A 16,077-nucleotide genomic window follows, 5' to 3' on the forward strand; every position below is an offset into this window, starting at 1 on the left:
GCGTTTCGCGCCACCGCGCCGTTAGGGTGCGGTGGCGCGACCGGCAGACAGGCGAGTTGGAGGAGGAAACGTGGCAACGCCCCCCAGTGGATATCCGTACGGCCATGGGCAGCAGGCCGAGCCGCACGGAGATGCCCCGTTGAAGCGCTTCAACTTCCCCTCCACCCCAAGCCGTCAGGTCCGCTCGGCCCAGCAGCCCCCTGCGGCGCCTCAGGAGCCCGTTCAGCAGCCCCATGAGGCCCCGACCCCGCCCCTGCATACGCAGCCCCTCCAGCAGCCGTACGCGCCCTCCTACGCGCCACAGGGCGGCCCGGCAGGGCTGTCGGGGCTCTCATCGGAGCCGACGTCGCATCAGCCGCCCCCCAGCCGGCCCGCGCCGCCGCCCGTGCGGCACACTCCGGAGCCGTCCTCCCCGGCCTCCGGACACAACCCGCTGGTGCGGCCGTACGCCATGACCGGAGGCCGGACCCGGCCTCGCTACCAGCTCGCCATCGAGGCGCTGGTGTCCACCACGGCGGACCCCGCTCAGCTCCAGGGCCAGCTGCCCGAGCACCAGCGGATCTGCCACCTGTGCCGTGAGATCAAGTCGGTCGCCGAGATCTCCGCACTCCTGACCATTCCCCTCGGCGTCTCCCGGATCCTCGTAGCCGACCTGGCCGAGGCCGGGCTCGTCGCCATCCATCAGCCCGGCGGCGACGAGTCCGCCGGCGGCCAGCCTGACGTGACATTGCTCGAAAGGGTGCTCAGTGGACTTCGCAAGCTCTAGCGGTGCAGCCCGCTCCACCACCTCCGCGAAAATCGTGGTGGCGGGCGGCTTCGGCGTGGGCAAGACCACGTTCGTCGGCGCGGTCTCGGAGATCAACCCGCTGCGCACCGAAGCCGTGATGACCTCCGCCTCGGCCGGGATCGACGATCTCACCCACGCGCCGGACAAGACCACCACCACGGTGGCCATGGACTTCGGTCGCATCACGCTCGACCAGGACCTGATCCTCTACCTGTTCGGCACGCCCGGACAGGACCGGTTCTGGTTCATGTGGGACGACCTGGTCCGCGGCGCCATCGGCGCCGTCGTCCTCGTCGACACCCGCCGTCTCGCCGACTGCTTCCCCGCGGTCGACTACTTCGAGAACTCCGGACTGCCCTTCGTCATCGCCCTCAACGGCTTCGACGGACACCAGCCCTACACCCCCGAAGAAGTCCGCGAGGCGCTGCAGATCGGCCCGGACGCGCCCATCATCATCACCGACGCCCGCCACCGCAGCGAGGCGAAGAGCGCGCTCATCACGCTCGTCGAGCACGCCCTGATGGCGCGTTTGCGATAGCGACGGACAGCGTCGGCGGCGCCCGCCGCCGAACGCACAAATCCCCCGCTCTCCGGGAGAGCGGGGGATTTGTGCGCTTCAGGCCAGCGTTTCCGGTTTCGGCTACGCAGCCTCAGCCCTGCCAGCTGTGCGGGGCGCGGAAGCCCCGCTGGCGCTCCAGCCGGCGCCAGCCCGCCGCGCTGCGGCCGGTGCGCCCCGAGGGGCGCCGGTAGCCTGCGTTGGCGGCCGCGCGGGCGAGGAGGACCGCGGTGACCGCGGCGAGCTCCTCGGCGTCGGCGTGGCCCTTCTCGACGCGGACGAGAGTGGCGGCGCCGACGGCGGCCGCGGTATCGGCGGGGTTGTCGGCGGTATCCTGTGCGGTGCTCACGATGGCTTCGTCTCCAATACTCGCGTCAATGCTCGCGTCAATGCTCGCGTTACTGCGGCGGGTTGCCGTGCTTGCGGGACGGCAGGTCGGCGTGCTTGTTGCGCAGCATCGCCAGGGACCGGATCAGGACCTCGCGGGTCTCCACGGGGTCGATGACGTCGTCGACCAGGCCGCGCTCGGCGGCGTAGTACGGGTGCATCAGCTCGGACTTGTACTCCTTGACCATGCGGGCGCGCATGGCCTCGGGGTCGTCGGCTCCGGCGATCTGCCGGCGGAAGATCACGTTGGCCGCGCCCTCGGCGCCCATCACCGCGATCTCGTTCGTCGGCCAGGCGTAGGTCAGGTCGGCGCCGATGGACTGGGAGTCCATGACGATGTAGGCGCCGCCGTACGCCTTGCGCAGGATGACCGAGATCCGCGGCACGGTGGCGTTGCAGTACGCGTACAGCATCTTGGCGCCGTGCCGGATGATCCCGCCGTGCTCCTGGTCCACGCCGGGCAGGAAGCCGGGCACGTCCAGCAGCGTGATCAGGGGGATGTTGAAGGCGTCGCACATCTGGATGAAGCGGGCGGACTTCTCCGACGCCTCGATGTCCAGCACCCCGGCCAGCGACTGCGGCTGGTTGGCAATGATGCCCACCACCTGGCCGTCCAACCGGCTCAGGGCGCAGATGATGTTGGTCGCCCAGCGCTCGTGGACCTCCAGGTAGTCGCCGTCGTCGACGATCTCCTCGATGACCTTGCGCATGTCGTACGGGCGGTTGCCGTCGGCCGGGACGAGGTCGAGCAACGCCTCGCCGCGCCGCTCGGCCGGGTCGTCGGACTCGACGGTCGGCGGGTTCTCGCGGTTGTTCTGCGGGAGCAGCGACAGGAGGTAGCGCACCTCCTCCAGGCAACTCTCCTCGTCGTCGTACGCGAAGTGGCACACGCCCGAGGTCTCGGCGTGCACATCCGCGCCGCCCAGTCCGTTCTGGGTGACCTTCTCGCCGGTCACCGCCTGGACCACGTCCGGTCCGGTGATGAACATCTGCGAGGTCTCGCGGACCATGAAGACGAAGTCGGTGAGCGCCGGGGAGTAGGCGGCCCCGCCCGCGCACGGGCCGAGCATCACGCTGATCTGCGGGATGACGCCGGACGCCTTGGTGTTGCGCTGGAAGATGCCGCCGTAGCCGGCGAGCGCCGAGACGCCCTCCTGGATACGGGCGCCGGCACCGTCGTTGAGCGACACCAGCGGCGACCCGGCCGAGATGGCCATGTCCATGATCTTGTGGATCTTCGTGGCGTGGGCTTCCCCGAGCGCCCCGCCGAAGATCCGGAAGTCGTGTGCGTACACGAACACGGTCCGCCCGTGTACGGTCCCCCAGCCGGTGACGACACCGTCGGTGTAGGGCCGCTTCGCCTCGAGCCCGAACCCGCTCGCGCGGTGCCGCCGCAGCGGCTCGACCTCGTTGAAGGACCCCTCGTCCAGGAGCAGATCGATCCGTTCGCGGGCCGTCAGCTTCCCCTTGGCCTTCTGGGCCTCGGTCGCCCGCTCGCTCGGCCCGCGCCGAGCCTGCTCGCGGATCGCGTGCAGCTCGGCGACACGCCCGCGGACGTCGCTCGCCTCAGCGGGCGCACCTTCGAGATTGGTCATGCAATGACGGTACGTTCCCGGACCCCCCGGGACGCATGTCAATTCCATACAACGTCGGGCGCGTTTTGGTGGGTAGGCAGAACAGAACTGGACAGCGGATTTCTTGCCACCGCATGGGCCACCCGGCGAACGGCGCTGTCGGCACCCCACAAACCCCGACGTGGCGCGCCCAGGACCGGCGGACATGACCACCCGTATGGGCGCGCCCGGCCGGGGTCAGCAGCCGCCGCAGTTGTAGTAGACGACGTCCCAGTGGTTGCCCTCGAGGGCATAGATGTTGCCGGAGTTGGCCTTGTACTGCTTGGCGCCGTCACCGCGCTCGCCGATGTAGGCGAAGTGGCCGGTGATGTAGTTGCTGACGCAACTGTTGAGGCCGTAGTCGAGCTTGTAGCCGTTCCAGTGGCTGTAGGTGCCGCCGGCGTGCCCGGTCTCGGTGCCGCCGGTGATGTTCAGGGCGCAGCCACTGGCGCTCTTGAGGGTCTGGGCGCCCTGTGCGGTGGCCAGGTTGAGCTGTTCGAACGAGGTGCAGGTGGCGTTGTTCCGATCGGAGCAGCCGCCGGAGGAGGACCAGGTGATGCCGCTGGTCCGGAACATCGAGGTGGCCTGGGAGTGGCTGATCTTGGTGACCGCGAACGCCTCACCGGCGCTGCTGATCACCCCGACTCCGGGGGCGAACAGCACACCGAGGACGAGGACGAGGGCCGTGACGGCGGCGCTGCCGACGGTGCGGAGCTTCATGGGACCTCCTGCTGTGGACCGTGGGACCGTGCTGGGAACCGTGCGGCGGTGCAGGTGGGGGGCGACAGCAGGATGATGGCGAACTTCTACGCGCGTCGGCCACCTTTTTTGGTGAACCCTTAGGTGATTATCCGGAGATTTTGTGTGCGCGCGGAATGGAGTTATGCTAGGCGACGTTGAAGATTCAACGGAACTTCGACAGACCAGTCCCGGCGGAGCTACACCCCCCCTAGGCTCCGCCGGGGCCGTGGTCGCCAACCGCGCCCACGGCCCTGAGCGTCCCGGCCTACTCCTGCGGCTCCACGCCGGCCCGCAGCAGCCCATAGACGTACGCGTCGTCCAGCGCCTGCCACGAGGCCGCGATCACATTCCCCCCGACGCCCACCGTCGACCACTCGCCCTTGCCGTCCGCCGTTGAGACCAGCACCCGCGTCGTGGACTCCGTACCGTGCTTGCCCTCCAGGATGCGCACCTTGTAGTCCACCAGCTCCATCGCGGCCAGCTGCGGGTAGATCCGCTCCAGGCCCAGCCGCAGCGCCCGGTCCAGGGCGTTGACCGGGCCGTTGCCCTCCGCCGTGGAGACGATGCGCTCACCCTTGGCCCAGAGCTTGACCGTGGCCTCGTTGGCGTGGGTGCCGTCGGGGCGGTCCTCGACGATGGCCCGCCAGGACTCGACCTGGAAGTAGCGGCGGGGCCGCCCCTCGACCTCCTCGCGCAGCAGCAGTTCGAAGGACGCGTCGGCGGCCTCGTAGGTGTAGCCCGCGAGCTCGCGCTCCTTGACCCGCTCGACGACGCGGCCGACCAGCTCCCGGTCGCCACCGAGGTCGACGCCCAGCTCCTTGCCCTTGAGCTCGACCGAGGCCCGGCCCGCCATGTCGGACACCAGCATGCGCATGGTGTTGCCGACCAGCTCGGGGTCGATGTGCTGGTAGAGGTCGGGGTCCACCTTGATCGCGGAGGCGTGCAGCCCGGCCTTGTGTGCGAAGGCCGAGAGGCCGACGTAGGGCTGGTGGGTCGAGGGTGTGAGGTTGACCACCTCGGCGATGGCGTGCGAGATGCGCGTCATCTCGGCGAGCGCGCCGTTGGGCAGGACCTTACGGCCGTACTTGAGCTCCAGGGCGGCGGCGACCGGGAAGAGGTTGGCGTTGCCGACCCGCTCGCCGTAGCCGTTGGCGGTGCACTGGACATGGGTGGCGCCCGCGTCCACGGCGGCCAGGGTGTTGGCGACGGCGCAGCCGGTGTCGTCCTGGGCGTGGATGCCAAGACGGGCCCCGGTGTCGGCGAGGACGGTGCGCACCACCGCGTCGATCTGGGCCGGGAGCATGCCGCCGTTGGTGTCACACAGCACGACGACATCGGCGCCCGCCTCGTGGGCGGCGCTGACGACCTGCTTGGCGTAGCCGGGGTTGGCGCGGTAGCCGTCGAAGAAGTGCTCGCAGTCGACGAAGACCCGGCGGCCCTGGGCGCGCAGATGGGAGACGGTGTCCCGGACCATCTCCAGGTTCTCGTCCAGCGTGGTGCGCAGGGCGAGTTCCACATGGCGGTCGTGGGACTTGGCCACCAGCGTGATCACCGGGGCACCGGAGTCGAGGAGCGCCTGGACCTGGGGGTCGTCCTTCGCCTGTACGCCGGCCTTGCGGGTGGCGCCGAACGCGACCAACTGGGCGTGTTTGAAGTCGATCTCGGCGCGGGCCCGGGCGAAGAACTCCGTGTCGCGCGGGTTGGCACCGGGCCAGCCGCCCTCGATGAAGCCCACGCCGAAGTCGTCGAGGTGACGGGCGATGGTCAGCTTGTCCGCGACGGTGAGGTTGATGCCCTCGCGCTGCGCGCCGTCGCGCAGCGTGGTGTCGAAGACGTGGAAGCCGTCGTCGGGTAGGTCCTTCATGGTGGTCTGGCTCCTGTGGGATCGATCTCGGTCTACCGGAATAACCGGTTCCGCGCCCTCCTATGATCCCTCGCGCTCCGCGTCCGGCGGGGTGGTCCGGAAAACGAAAAGACCCCTCGCGGGTGCGAGAGGTCTGCGCGCGGGTCTGGGGCACGGTGGCCGCGCCGTACTCGGGTCGTACGGGGCGGTCACTGCGGACCGGCGCGCCTGCTGCCAATAATCATGGCGAACGAGAGCACGGAGGCAGTCAAGCACATCCCGCCTCCGCGCTCCCATCCGTCTCAGGATGCGAACCGCCGCGCGGAGCGATATCGCAGTCACGTTCGGAGGGGCGGCCGGCACCGGTCAGGTCGACCCCGTCCGGCCGTCGGTCCGTCCGGCCGTCGGTCCGTCCGGCCGTCCGTCCGTCCGGCCGTCCGTCCATCCGTCAGCCCAGGCGGTGCATCCAGCCGTGGGTGTCCGGGGCGGCGCCCGTCTGGATGTCCAGCAGCGCCTTGCGCAGCTTCATCGTCACCTCGCCCGGCTGCCCGTCCGCCACGGTCCAGTCGGCCCGGGCGGACTTGACCGAGCCGACGGGGGTGATCACGGCGGCGGTGCCGCAGGCGAAGACCTCGGTGAGGCTGCCGTCCGCGTTGCCCTCGCGCCAGTCGTCGACGCTGATACGGCCCTCGGAGACCTCATGGCCCAGGTCGGCGGCGATCCGCAGCAGCGAGGCGCGGGTGATGCCCGGCAGCAGCGAACCGGACAGCTCGGGGGTCACGATGCGGTCCCCGTACACGAAGTACAGGTTCATACCGCCCATCTCCTCGATCCAGCGGCGCTCGATCGCGTCCAGCCAGACCACCTGGTCGCAGCCCTGCTCGGCGGCCTGCGCCTGGGCGACCAGCGAAGCGGCGTAGTTGCCGCCCGTCTTGGCGGCGCCGGTGCCACCGGGGGCGGCGCGCACATACTCCTCGGAGAGCCACACGGAGACCGGCTTGACCCCGCCGGGGAAATAGGCGCCGGCCGGGGAGGCGATGACGATGAAGAGGTATTCGTTCGCGGGCCGCACACCGAGGCCGACCTCGGTCGCGAACATGAAGGGCCGCAGATACAGGGACTCCTCACCGCTGCCCGGCACCCACGCCTTGTCCTGGGTGACCAGCGCGTCGCAGGCCGCGATGAAGGTCTCGACCGGCAGCTCCGGCATGCCCATGCGGCGCGCGGAGGCGCGGAAGCGCTCGGCGTTCTCCTCGGGGCGGAAGGTGGCCACGCCGCCGTCGGGCTGCCGGTACGCCTTGAGCCCTTCGAAGATCGTCTGGGCGTAGTGGAGGGTCATGTTCGCCGGGTCGAGCGAGAGGGGCGCGTACGGCACGAGCTGGGCGTCGTGCCAACCGCGGCCCTCGGTCCACTTGATGGTCACCATGTGGTCGGTGAAGTGGCGGCCGAAGCCGGGGTTGGCCAGGATCCGCTCCCGCTCCTCGTCGGAGAGGGGATGGGCGGAGGGCTTGAGCTCGATCGTGGGCGTCGTCATGAGTGGTAGTCCTTCACCGTTGGTTGTAGCGGACCGCGCCCGCGCCGTCCCGGCCCCCGAGGGGTACTAGGACGTCCGAGCTTCCTCTCATACGACGGCCCCACGTCCGATTATCGCTCGGAGTGGGGCCGGGGTAGAGATGCGTGCGTGCGCTTACGCGGCCCAGGTCGATGGTCGCACCCAGCCGCGCGTCGGCACAGGCTGGGGTCAGCCGGATACTCGCGCCGCGAGCGCGTCGCCGATCTCGTCGGTGGTGCGCGGCGTGTCGCCGCTGCGCTCCGCGAGGTCCTGGGCGACGGCGGTCTCGACACGGGCCGCCTCGGCCTCGTATCCCAGGTGCTGAAGCAGCAGGGCCACCGACAGCACGGTCGCGGTCGGGTCGGCCTTGCCGGTGCCCGCGATGTCCGGCGCGGAGCCGTGGACCGGCTCGAACATCGACGGGAAGGTGCCGGAGGGGTTGATGTTGCCGCTCGCGGCGAGCCCGATGCCACCGGTGACGGCGGCGGCCAGGTCCGTGAGGATGTCACCGAAGAGGTTGTCGGTGACGATGACGTCGAACCGCTCGGGCTGGGTGACGAAGAAGATCGTCGCGGCGTCGACGTGCAGATAGTCGGTGGTGACCTCGGGGAACTCCGCGCCGACCCGGTCGAAGATGTTCTTCCACAGGTGGCCCGCGTGCGCCAGGACATTGGTCTTGTGCACGAGGGTGAGCTTCTTGCGCGGCCGGGCGGCGGCCCGGGCGTACGCGTCGCGCACCACGCGCTCGACGCCGTACGCGGTGTTCACGCTGACCTCGGTGGCCACCTCGGCCGGGGTGCCGGTGCGCAGCGATCCGCCGTTGCCCGTGTACGGGCCCTCGGTGCCCTCGCGGACGACGACGAAGTCGATGTCGGGGCGGCCGGCCAGCGGGGTGGCGGTGTTCGGGAACAGCTTCGACGGACGCAGGTTGACGTAGTGGTCGAAGACGAAGCGCAGCTTGAGCAGCAGCCCGCGCTCCAGCACACCCGAGGGCACGGACGGGTCGCCGATGGCGCCGAGCAGGATCGCGTCATGGTTCTTCAGCGATTCGAGCTCCGCGTCCGGCAGGGTCTCGCCGGTCGCGTGCCAGCGCCGGGCGCCGAGGTCGTACTCCTGGGTCTCGAGCTTCACGTCCTGCGGAAGGACGGCCGAGAGGACCTTGAGACCCTGCGGCACGACTTCCTGGCCGATACCGTCACCGGGGATCACTGCGAGACGAATGCTGCGAGACATACCGGGACCCTACCCCTCGTCCCACTGAATGACATTCGCCGTCCGACATATGGACGGAGGCTCATCCGGATGGCTCACGTTCACCCGGAGTACCGCGTGAAGTCGCCTTCTGGGGGCAGATTCCGGCACATGGCTGACTTCTCCCGGGGCACGCCCCGCGACTCCTCCGATGTCCCACGAGTCGGCATTCCCGAGCGCCTGGCGCGCCGGATGACCATGGCCGAGCAGCACGAGTATCTGCGGACGAAGCTCTCCCGGCGCGGGGTGCTGCGCGGCGGCGCCGCGGGGGTGGGGACGGTGGCGGGGGCCGGCCTGCTCACCGGTTCGGCGGGCGCCGTGGAGGCGACCCCGTCCCCGGCGCTGTTCACCGGTCCGTCGCCGACGCTGCTCACCGGCCCGGCCTCGCGGAAGGTGAACGGCGCGCTGGTCGCGCCCTTCGGCCGCCATCTCGCCTTCGGCGCCGACCCCAGGACCCAGATGCGGATCTCCTGGCAGGTCCCCTTCGCCGTCAAGGCGCCGTATGTGCGGATCGGCCTCAAGCCCTGGGAGCTGAGCCGGAAGATCGAGGCCGAGGTCCGCCATCTGCACACGCCCTCGCTCAGCGACAAGCTCCCGGCCGTCGACCAGTACTACCTCCACGCCGCGCTCGAGGGCTTGCGCCCCGGCGTCACCTATTACTACGGCGTCGGCCACGACGGCTTCGACCCGGCCGACCCGCGCCACTTCTCCGCCCTGGGCACGTTCCGTACGGCGCCCCAAAAGGCCGAGTCCTTCGTCTTCACGGCCTTCGGCGACCAGGGCGTCAGCTACGACGCGCTCGCCAACGACCAGCTGCTGCTCGGCCAGCACCCCGCCTTCCATCTGCACGCCGGGGATCTGTGCTATGCCGACACCACCGGCCACGGCCAGAAGACGGACGTCTTCGACGCCCGGGTGTGGGACTCCTTCCTCGCCCAGACCGCCTCGGTCGCGGCGAGCGTGCCGTGGATGGTGACCACCGGCAACCACGACATGGAGGCCTGGTACTCCCCCGACGGCTACGGCGGTCAGCTGGCCCGCTGGTCCCTCCCCGGCAACGGCCCCGATCCGCGCAAGGCACCCGGCGTCTACTCCTTCACCTACGCCAATGTGGCGGTCGTCGCACTGGACGCCAACGACGTCAGCTACGAGATCACCGCCAACACCGGATACACCGGCGGGGAGCAGACGCGCTGGCTGGACCGGCGCCTCGGACAGCTGCGCGCCCAGCCCGGTATCGACTTCATCGTGGTCTTCTTCCACCACTGCGCCTTCTCGACCACCAGCGCCCACGCCTCGGACGGCGGGGTGCGCGACGCCTGGGTGCCGCTGTTCGAGAAGCACCAGGTGGACCTGGTCATCAACGGCCACAACCACGTCTACGAGCGCACCGACGCCATCCGGGGCGGCCGGGTCGCCAAGCGGGTGCCGGTCGGCGGCAGCGCCGACGCGGTGCGCGACGGCATCGTCTACGCGACGGCGGGCGGGGCCGGGGCGCATCTGTACGAGTTCCCGGTGCCCGACAGCTACGAGGGCCATGTGAAGGACCTCGACGAGGTGAAGACCTTCCACTGGGCGAAGGACGGATCGAAGAACAAGGACACGGTGGAGTGGTCGCGGGTGCGCTACACCGGCTTCTCGTTCCTCGCGGTGGAGGTGCGGCCGGGCCCGAGCCCGAAGCTGACGGTCACGACGCTGGCCGAATCGGGCGAGCGCGTGGACCACTTCGAGGTGGTACGCACGCCCGGGAGGTGACCGGCGCCTTTTTCGCTTGTGCCGGCTATCCCTTGTGTCGGCTGTCGCTTGCGTCAGCGCTCGCGTCAGTGGCCGGTGGCGCCGCCGTTGTCGCGGCGGTCGAGGGCGCGCTGCAGCGCGGCGGCGGCGTTCTTGCGGTCGGTGTTGTCGGTCTTGCGGCGGGTCCTGCGGACAACCGTCTCAGCCATGATCGCGTCTCCCTGTGTCCCGAGAGGTGCTGCGGAAGATGCCGGAGGGGCGGGGGCCTTAAGTGCGGCAGGGGTCACCTGCGCATGCGCACCGGCCGCGGCCGCCGTCGCTCGATCGAGCGAGACGTTCGGCTTCCACAAAAATAAGGCTTCGGAGGCGGACTGTCCGCACAATTACTCGGACGTCCTACTATCTGAGACGCAGAAACGCGCATGGGCTGGTCGAGGCCAACCCCCGTTCGGCCTCGACCAACCAGTATTCGCGCCGTTCAGAAGGTGCTTACTCGTTGGTTAGCTTCGTAAACTGCCGTGAATAACGACTACTTGGCTGTCAGACGCTAGCACCGCCGCGCCTCCGCCGTCCACGACTTTTCGGCTTGCCACACGCGCCCCGCATACGGCAAATGGCCGCCGTACGCGCCTTGGCGCGTACGGCGGCCGTCGGGGGCCCGTCGGGGGTCGGGCCCCAGGGCTCAGCGGGGGTCTCAGCCCATATGCGGATAGCGGTAGTCGGTCGGCGGGACCAGGGTCTCCTTGATGGAGCGGGTGGAGGTCCAGCGCATCAGGTTCTGCTTGGCGCCCGCCTTGTCGTTGGTGCCGGAGGCCCGCCCGCCGCCGAACGGCTGCTGGCCGACGACGGCCCCGGTCGGCTTGTCGTTGATGTAGAAGTTGCCGGCCGCGAAGCGCAGCGCCTCGCAGGTGGCGGCGGCCGCGGCGCGGTCCTGGGCGATGACGCAGCCGGTGAGGCCGTACGGCGACGCCGACTCCATCTGCTCCAGCATCGCGTCGTACTCGGCGTCCTCGTAGACGAACACCCCGAGGATCGGGCCGAAGTACTCGTCCTTGAAGATCTCGTTGTCCGCGTCGGTGGAGACGAGGACCGTCGGGCGGACGAAGTAGCCCTCGCTGTCGTCGTACGTGCCGCCGGCCACGATCTCGATGGTCGGATCGGACTTCGCCCGGTCGATGGCCGCCTTGGACTTGGCGAAGGCGCGCTCGTCGATGACGGCGCCGATGAAGTGGGACAGGTCCGTCACATCGCCCATCGCCAGGCTCTCCACCTCGGCGGCGAACTCCTCCTTGAAGCCGCTCTCCCACAGCGAGCGCGGGACATAGGCGCGCGAGGCGGCGGAGCACTTCTGGCCCTGGTACTCGAAGGCGCCGCGGGTCATCGCCGTCTTCAGCACCTTGGGGTCGGCCGACGGGTGGGCGACGATGAAGTCCTTGCCGCCGGTCTCGCCGACCAGGCGCGGGTAGGTCTTGTACGTCTCGATGTTGGCGCCGACCGTCTTCCACAGGTACTGGAAGGTCCGGGTCGAACCGGTGAAGTGGATGCCCGCGAGGTCCGGGTGGGCCAGGGCCACCTCGGAGACGTCCTTGCCGTCGCCCGTGACCAGGTTGATCACGCCCTTGGGCAGCCCCGCCTCCTCCAGCAGCTCCATCAGCAGCACGGCGGCGTGGGTCTGCGTCGGGGACGGCTTCCAGACCACCACATTGCCCATCAGGGCGGGGGCGGTCGGGAGGTTGCCCGCGATGGCGGTGAAGTTGAAGGGCGTGATCGCGTAGACGAACCCCTCCAGCGGCCGGTGGTCGCTGCGGTTCCAGACCCCCGGGGAGTTGGTCATCGGCTGCTCGGCCAGGATCTGGCGGGCGAAGTGGACATTGAAGCGCCAGAAGTCGACCAGCTCACAGGGGGTGTCGATCTCGGCCTGCTGCACGGTCTTGGACTGGCCGAGCATGGTAGAGGCGGCCAGCGTCTCGCGCCACGGGCCGGCGAGCAGATCTGCGGCCTTGAGGATGATCGCGGCCCGGTCGTTGAAACTGAGCGCGCGCCACGCCGGGGCGGCGGCCAGGGCGGCGTCGATCGCGTCCCGCGCATCGGCCTGGGTGGCGTTGGCGTAGGTGCCCAGGCGCGCCGCGTGGTTATGCGGCTGCACCACGTCGAAGCGCGTCCCCCCGCCCATCCGCTTCTCGCCGCCGATGGTCATCGGCAGGTCGACGGGGTTCTGGGCGAGCTCCTTGAGCTTGGTCTCGAGGCGTGCGCGCTCGGGGGTGCCGGGGGCGTAGGTGTGCACCGGCTCGTTCACCGGCACGGGGACCTGGGTCACGGCGTCCATAGTGGCCTTTGTCTCCTTCGAGCGTCGGGGTCGATCGTCGTGTACGCGAGGGGGCGGGGGGAGGAGCGTTCCGGCCGGTCAGCCGCGGCCGACCAGCGAGCGCAGGAAGAACGCCAGGTTCGCGGGGCGCTCCGCTAGGCGCCGCATGAAGTACCCATACCAGTCTGTTCCATACGGGACATAAACCCGCATACGGTGCCCCTCGGCGGCAAGCCGCTCCTGCTCGGCCGGGCGGATCCCGTACAGCATCTGGAACTCGTACTCGTCGAGCTTGCGGCCGAAGCGGCGCGCCAGCTCCTGGGTGATGGCGACCATCCGGGGGTCGTGGGAGCCGATCATCGGGTAGCCCTCGCCCGCCATGAGGATCTTCAAGCAGCGCACATAGGCCAGATCGACCTCGCGCTTGTCCTGGTACGCGACGCTCACCGGCTCCTTGTACGCGCCCTTCACCAGCCGCACCCGCGAGCCTTCCCCGGCCAGCGCCCGGCAGTCGTCCTCGGTGCGGAAGAGATACGACTGGAGGACCGCGCCGGTCCTCGGGAACCGCCGGCGCAGCTCGGCGAGGATCGCGAGGGTGGAGTCCACGGTGGTGTGGTCCTCCATGTCCAGGGTGACGGTGGTGCCCGCCGCGTCCGCCGCCTCCACCACCGGGGTCACATGGGCCAGGGCCAGATCGTGGCCGCCGGGCAGCGCCTGCCCGAAGGCCGACAGCTTCACCGACATCTCCGCCCGCCCGGCCAGGCCCCCGGCGGCCAGCGCCTCGGTCAGCGCGAGATAGGCGTCCCGGTTGCGCAGCGCCTCGGCCGGGTCGGTGATGTCCTCGCCCAAGTGGTCGAGCGTGACCTCCAGGCCGCGTTCCGTCAGGGCGCGGACGACCGGGATCGCCGCGGCCAGGCGCTCGCCGGCGACGAACCGGTCCACCGTCGGGCGGGTCACCGGGGCGGCCGAGACGATACGGCGGATGGCGGCACTGCGGGAAGCGGCGAGCAGCACGGGACCCAGCACGGGGCACCTCCACGATGACGGCCGTCGGACGGCTTTGTTGACTCACCGTGAAACTTAAGGATCGCTCGCATCCCCGGCCATCGACAGCTGTCACGCATCCGTGTCCGGGATCTCAGACATATGTATGAGAATGGAGGCCGTGGAAAGGAGGCGGCCGGTGCTCGACGACTATCAGCAGCTTGTGGACGAGATCTCGGCGGCGCTCGGCGCGCCCGCGACGCTCGAGAACCGTGACTTCGAGCTGATCGCCTTCGGCGCCCACGACAGCGGCGCATACTCCGACGAGGCCGACGAGGCTGACAAGGGTGATGAGGCCGACGAGCTGGCGCTCGACCCGGTGCGGACCCGCTCCATCCTGCGGCGCCGGTCCACGGCGGCGGTGCGTGCCTGGTTCGAGGGCTTCGGGATCGCCCGCGCCCAGGCCCCGCTGCGGATCCCGCCGGACCCGGGGGCTGGAGTTTTCATGGGCCGGATCTGTCTGCCGGTGCGCCACCGGGGCGTGGTGCACGGCTATGTGTGGCTGCTCGACGACGGCCATCTGTCAGACCTGGAGCTCGGCGGACCGTCCGGCCCGCCCGACCCCCGGCTCGCCCGCGCGATGGAGACGGCAGCCCGGATCGGAGCGCTGCTGGCGGCGGAGGCGCAGGCCGACGAGGAGCTGGGCGGGCAGCTACGCGATCTGCTGACCGGGCCGCCGGGCGGCCGCGACACCGCGCGTACGGCCCTGCGCGCCGCGCTGCGCGGGGCGGCCGACGGGCCGCTTGCACTGGTTGCGGTGACCCCGTGGACCCCAGGGGACGCCGCGAACGCCGATGACGCCGAGGACTACCCCGCTACCCGGCTGCCCAGCCCGCCCGGGGTGGCCGCCGTCTGCGTACTCCCGGTGCCACCCGGACCGGGCCCGGCGGCGGGCCCCTCGACGGGCCTGGCGACGAGTCCGGCGAACGGGCGCTCCGCAGCGGCGGGCCTGGCCGCGCTGGTCCGGCTGCGCGCCTCGACGGCCCTGGACCCGGCCCGTACCGCGGCCGACCAGCTGCTGCGCTCCGCGGGGGCCGGTCCGGGCGGCACAGTCAGCGCGCGGGGCGACGCCGCCCGCGCTCCGGAGCGCCCCGGGACCGTACGGGACGGGGGCTCCGCGGGCGTCAGCGCACCGCGCCGCGGGCTGGACGACCTGCCCGCCGCCTGGTTTGAGGCGCTGGCCGCCGCGCGGGCCGCCCGGGCGGATGCGCGGCTGGGGCCGGTCGCGGAGTGGGCGGCCATCGGGCCGTACCGGCTGCTGGCCGCGCTGCCCGCGCAGGCCGGCCCCGACCCTGTCGTCCAAGCCCTGTTGAAGCCCCCGCACGCCGAACTCGCCCGCACCGCCGAGGCGTTCCTGGACTGCGCGGGGCAGGCGAGCCGCACCGCCCAGACGCTCGGCATCCACCGGCAGACGCTCTACTACCGGCTCTCCCGCGTCGAGCAGCTGACCGGACTCGACCTCGACGCGGGCGAGGACCGTCTGCTGCTGCACATGGCGCTCAAGTCCGCGCGGCTGTGAGCGGCGCCCGCACCCTGGGCGCGGCCCGTTGTCGGTGGCGGGTGGCACAGTGGGCCCCGCCGGTCGGGAAGGCGATCGGGGGACCCGAGGACGATGAGCGATAACGACAGGGGCCGGCCATGGGCGACTACTTTCAGCGGATCGTGGACGTGGAGGCGGACGAGCAGGAGGCCGGGCCGCTCGCCGGGCGGATGGTCGACTGGCTGGTCTCCGAAGGCGTGATCACGCGCGAGACGTCCGGCGAAGGGGTCTACAGCCAGACCGCCGACGAGGGATATGTGCCGGGCCCCCGCTGGGACCGGGCCGTGGTGGGTTCGGCGGAGACGACGTGGCAGCCCGGCCCGGTGGCGGTCATGGTCGGGCGGGACTACTACGTCGGGGGCCAGGGCCAGGACGAGGCGGACTCGGCGAGCTGTCCGCGCTGCGACGCCACGACCGTGATCATCGACTATCCGGAGGAGTTCGAGGCGGACGACGAGGTCTGGCGGCCGTACCGGGAGGCCATCGCGGTCTGGAAGGAGACGGGCGAGGGAGGAAGCGTGGCCTGTTCCGCGTGTGCGGCGGCCGTCCCGGTCACCGAGTGGCGGTTCGGCTCCGGCTTCGCTCTCGGGGCGCTCGCGTTCGACTTCTGGGGGTGGCCGCCGCTGGACGACGCCTTCCTCGCGGAGTTCTCCAGGCAGTTGGGGCACAGCGCCGAGGAGCAGATGGGCAAGTTCTGAATGGCCGTTCGCCGGGTCGTCCGGTG

The 16,077-nt window shown here is 70.6% G+C and carries 14 protein-coding genes; 5 read left to right on the forward strand and 9 right to left on the reverse strand.

The annotated features are described in order from the left end of the window. The first annotated feature begins 70 nt into the window (after nt 1-70). Nucleotides 71-766, forward strand: coding sequence for a DUF742 domain-containing protein (locus ACH4U7_RS31020; protein ID WP_398531084.1), 696 nt, complete (start codon nt 71-73; stop codon nt 764-766). Continuing rightward, a complete protein-coding gene (locus ACH4U7_RS31025; RefSeq protein ID WP_078610434.1) occupies nt 747-1,325 on the forward strand; it encodes an ATP/GTP-binding protein in 579 nt (192 codons plus the stop codon). Before ACH4U7_RS31020 ends, ACH4U7_RS31025 begins: the two co-directional genes overlap by 20 nt. Before the next feature lie 112 nt (nt 1,326-1,437). Here ACH4U7_RS31025 and ACH4U7_RS31030 read toward each other — a convergent pair whose 3' ends face one another. From ACH4U7_RS31030 to ACH4U7_RS31055, 6 genes are all read right to left on the reverse strand, one after another. Continuing rightward, nucleotides 1,438-1,692 carry an acyl-CoA carboxylase subunit epsilon gene (locus tag ACH4U7_RS31030; RefSeq protein WP_398531085.1) on the reverse strand — a complete coding sequence of 85 codons (255 nt, stop codon included), beginning with the start codon at nt 1,690-1,692 and terminating at the stop codon, nt 1,438-1,440. 49 nt (nt 1,693-1,741) lie between these two features. Then, on the reverse strand, nt 1,742-3,325 hold the full coding sequence (locus tag ACH4U7_RS31035) for an acyl-CoA carboxylase subunit beta (RefSeq protein ID WP_398531086.1): 1,584 nt from the start codon (nt 3,323-3,325) through the stop codon (nt 1,742-1,744). 216 nt (nt 3,326-3,541) lie between these two features. Further along, a complete protein-coding gene (locus ACH4U7_RS31040; RefSeq protein ID WP_398531087.1) occupies nt 3,542-4,063 on the reverse strand; it encodes a hypothetical protein in 522 nt (173 codons plus the stop codon). Between the two features lie 286 nt (nt 4,064-4,349). After that, nucleotides 4,350-5,948, reverse strand: a complete 1,599-nt coding sequence (gene cimA / locus ACH4U7_RS31045) for a citramalate synthase (protein ID WP_398531088.1) — start codon at nt 5,946-5,948, stop codon at nt 4,350-4,352. Between the two features lie 427 nt (nt 5,949-6,375). After that, entirely contained in the window at nt 6,376-7,461 is a 1,086-nt protein-coding gene (locus tag ACH4U7_RS31050; protein ID WP_398531089.1) for a branched-chain amino acid aminotransferase, read from the reverse strand. Between the two features lie 207 nt (nt 7,462-7,668). Next, nucleotides 7,669-8,712 carry a 3-isopropylmalate dehydrogenase gene (locus ACH4U7_RS31055; protein WP_089510874.1) on the reverse strand — a complete coding sequence of 348 codons (1,044 nt, stop codon included), beginning with the start codon at nt 8,710-8,712 and terminating at the stop codon, nt 7,669-7,671. A gap of 129 nt (nt 8,713-8,841) precedes the next feature. Here ACH4U7_RS31055 and ACH4U7_RS31060 point away from each other — a divergent pair, with 129 nt between their 5' ends. Next, on the forward strand, nt 8,842-10,485 hold the full coding sequence (locus tag ACH4U7_RS31060; RefSeq protein ID WP_398531090.1) for a fibronectin type III domain-containing protein: 1,644 nt from the start codon (nt 8,842-8,844) through the stop codon (nt 10,483-10,485). Between the two features lie 65 nt (nt 10,486-10,550). Here the strand turns inward: ACH4U7_RS31060 and ACH4U7_RS31065 are convergent, their stop codons facing one another. The 3 genes from ACH4U7_RS31065 to ACH4U7_RS31075 all read right to left on the reverse strand — a co-directional run bounded on the left by ACH4U7_RS31065 (nt 10,551) and on the right by ACH4U7_RS31075 (nt 13,795). Next, complete coding sequence (locus ACH4U7_RS31065; RefSeq protein WP_319693819.1) at nt 10,551-10,673, reverse strand: hypothetical protein; 123 nt, start codon at nt 10,671-10,673, stop codon at nt 10,551-10,553. Between the two features lie 485 nt (nt 10,674-11,158). Further along, nucleotides 11,159-12,790 carry an L-glutamate gamma-semialdehyde dehydrogenase gene (gene pruA, locus ACH4U7_RS31070; protein ID WP_398531091.1) on the reverse strand — a complete coding sequence of 544 codons (1,632 nt, stop codon included), beginning with the start codon at nt 12,788-12,790 and terminating at the stop codon, nt 11,159-11,161. 78 nt (nt 12,791-12,868) lie between these two features. Further along, nucleotides 12,869-13,795 (reverse strand): proline dehydrogenase family protein, encoded by a 927-nt coding sequence (locus ACH4U7_RS31075; protein ID WP_398531092.1) that lies wholly within the window; start codon nt 13,793-13,795, stop codon nt 12,869-12,871. Between the two features lie 157 nt (nt 13,796-13,952). Here ACH4U7_RS31075 and ACH4U7_RS31080 point away from each other — a divergent pair, with 157 nt between their 5' ends. Continuing rightward, on the forward strand, nt 13,953-15,332 hold the full coding sequence (locus tag ACH4U7_RS31080; protein WP_398531093.1) for a PucR family transcriptional regulator: 1,380 nt from the start codon (nt 13,953-13,955) through the stop codon (nt 15,330-15,332). A 119-nt stretch (nt 15,333-15,451) separates the two neighbouring features. Further along, entirely contained in the window at nt 15,452-16,051 is a 600-nt protein-coding gene (locus ACH4U7_RS31085; RefSeq protein WP_398531094.1) for a hypothetical protein, read from the forward strand. Nucleotides 16,052-16,077: the final 26 nt, after the last annotated feature.

Source organism: Streptomyces sp. NPDC020845 (assembly GCF_044334165.1).
Classification (GTDB): domain Bacteria; phylum Actinomycetota; class Actinomycetes; order Streptomycetales; family Streptomycetaceae; genus Streptomyces.

Coding starts and splice junctions, on each gene's coding strand:
- ACH4U7_RS31035 (WP_398531086.1), bottom strand. CDS start 3,325: ATGACCAATCTCGAAGGTGCGCCCGCTGAGGCGAGCGACGTCCGCGGG.
- ACH4U7_RS31040 (WP_398531087.1), bottom strand. CDS start 4,063: ATGAAGCTCCGCACCGTCGGCAGCGCCGCCGTCACGGCCCTCGTCCTC.
- cimA (WP_398531088.1), bottom strand. CDS start 5,948: ATGAAGGACCTACCCGACGACGGCTTCCACGTCTTCGACACCACGCTG.
- ACH4U7_RS31050 (WP_398531089.1), bottom strand. CDS start 7,461: ATGACGACGCCCACGATCGAGCTCAAGCCCTCCGCCCATCCCCTCTCC.
- ACH4U7_RS31055 (WP_089510874.1), bottom strand. CDS start 8,712: ATGTCTCGCAGCATTCGTCTCGCAGTGATCCCCGGTGACGGTATCGGC.
- ACH4U7_RS31060 (WP_398531090.1), top strand. CDS start 8,842: ATGGCTGACTTCTCCCGGGGCACGCCCCGCGACTCCTCCGATGTCCCA.
- ACH4U7_RS31065 (WP_319693819.1), bottom strand. CDS start 10,673: ATGGCTGAGACGGTTGTCCGCAGGACCCGCCGCAAGACCGACAACACC.
- pruA (WP_398531091.1), bottom strand. CDS start 12,790: ATGGACGCCGTGACCCAGGTCCCCGTGCCGGTGAACGAGCCGGTGCAC.
- ACH4U7_RS31085 (WP_398531094.1), top strand. CDS start 15,452: ATGGGCGACTACTTTCAGCGGATCGTGGACGTGGAGGCGGACGAGCAG.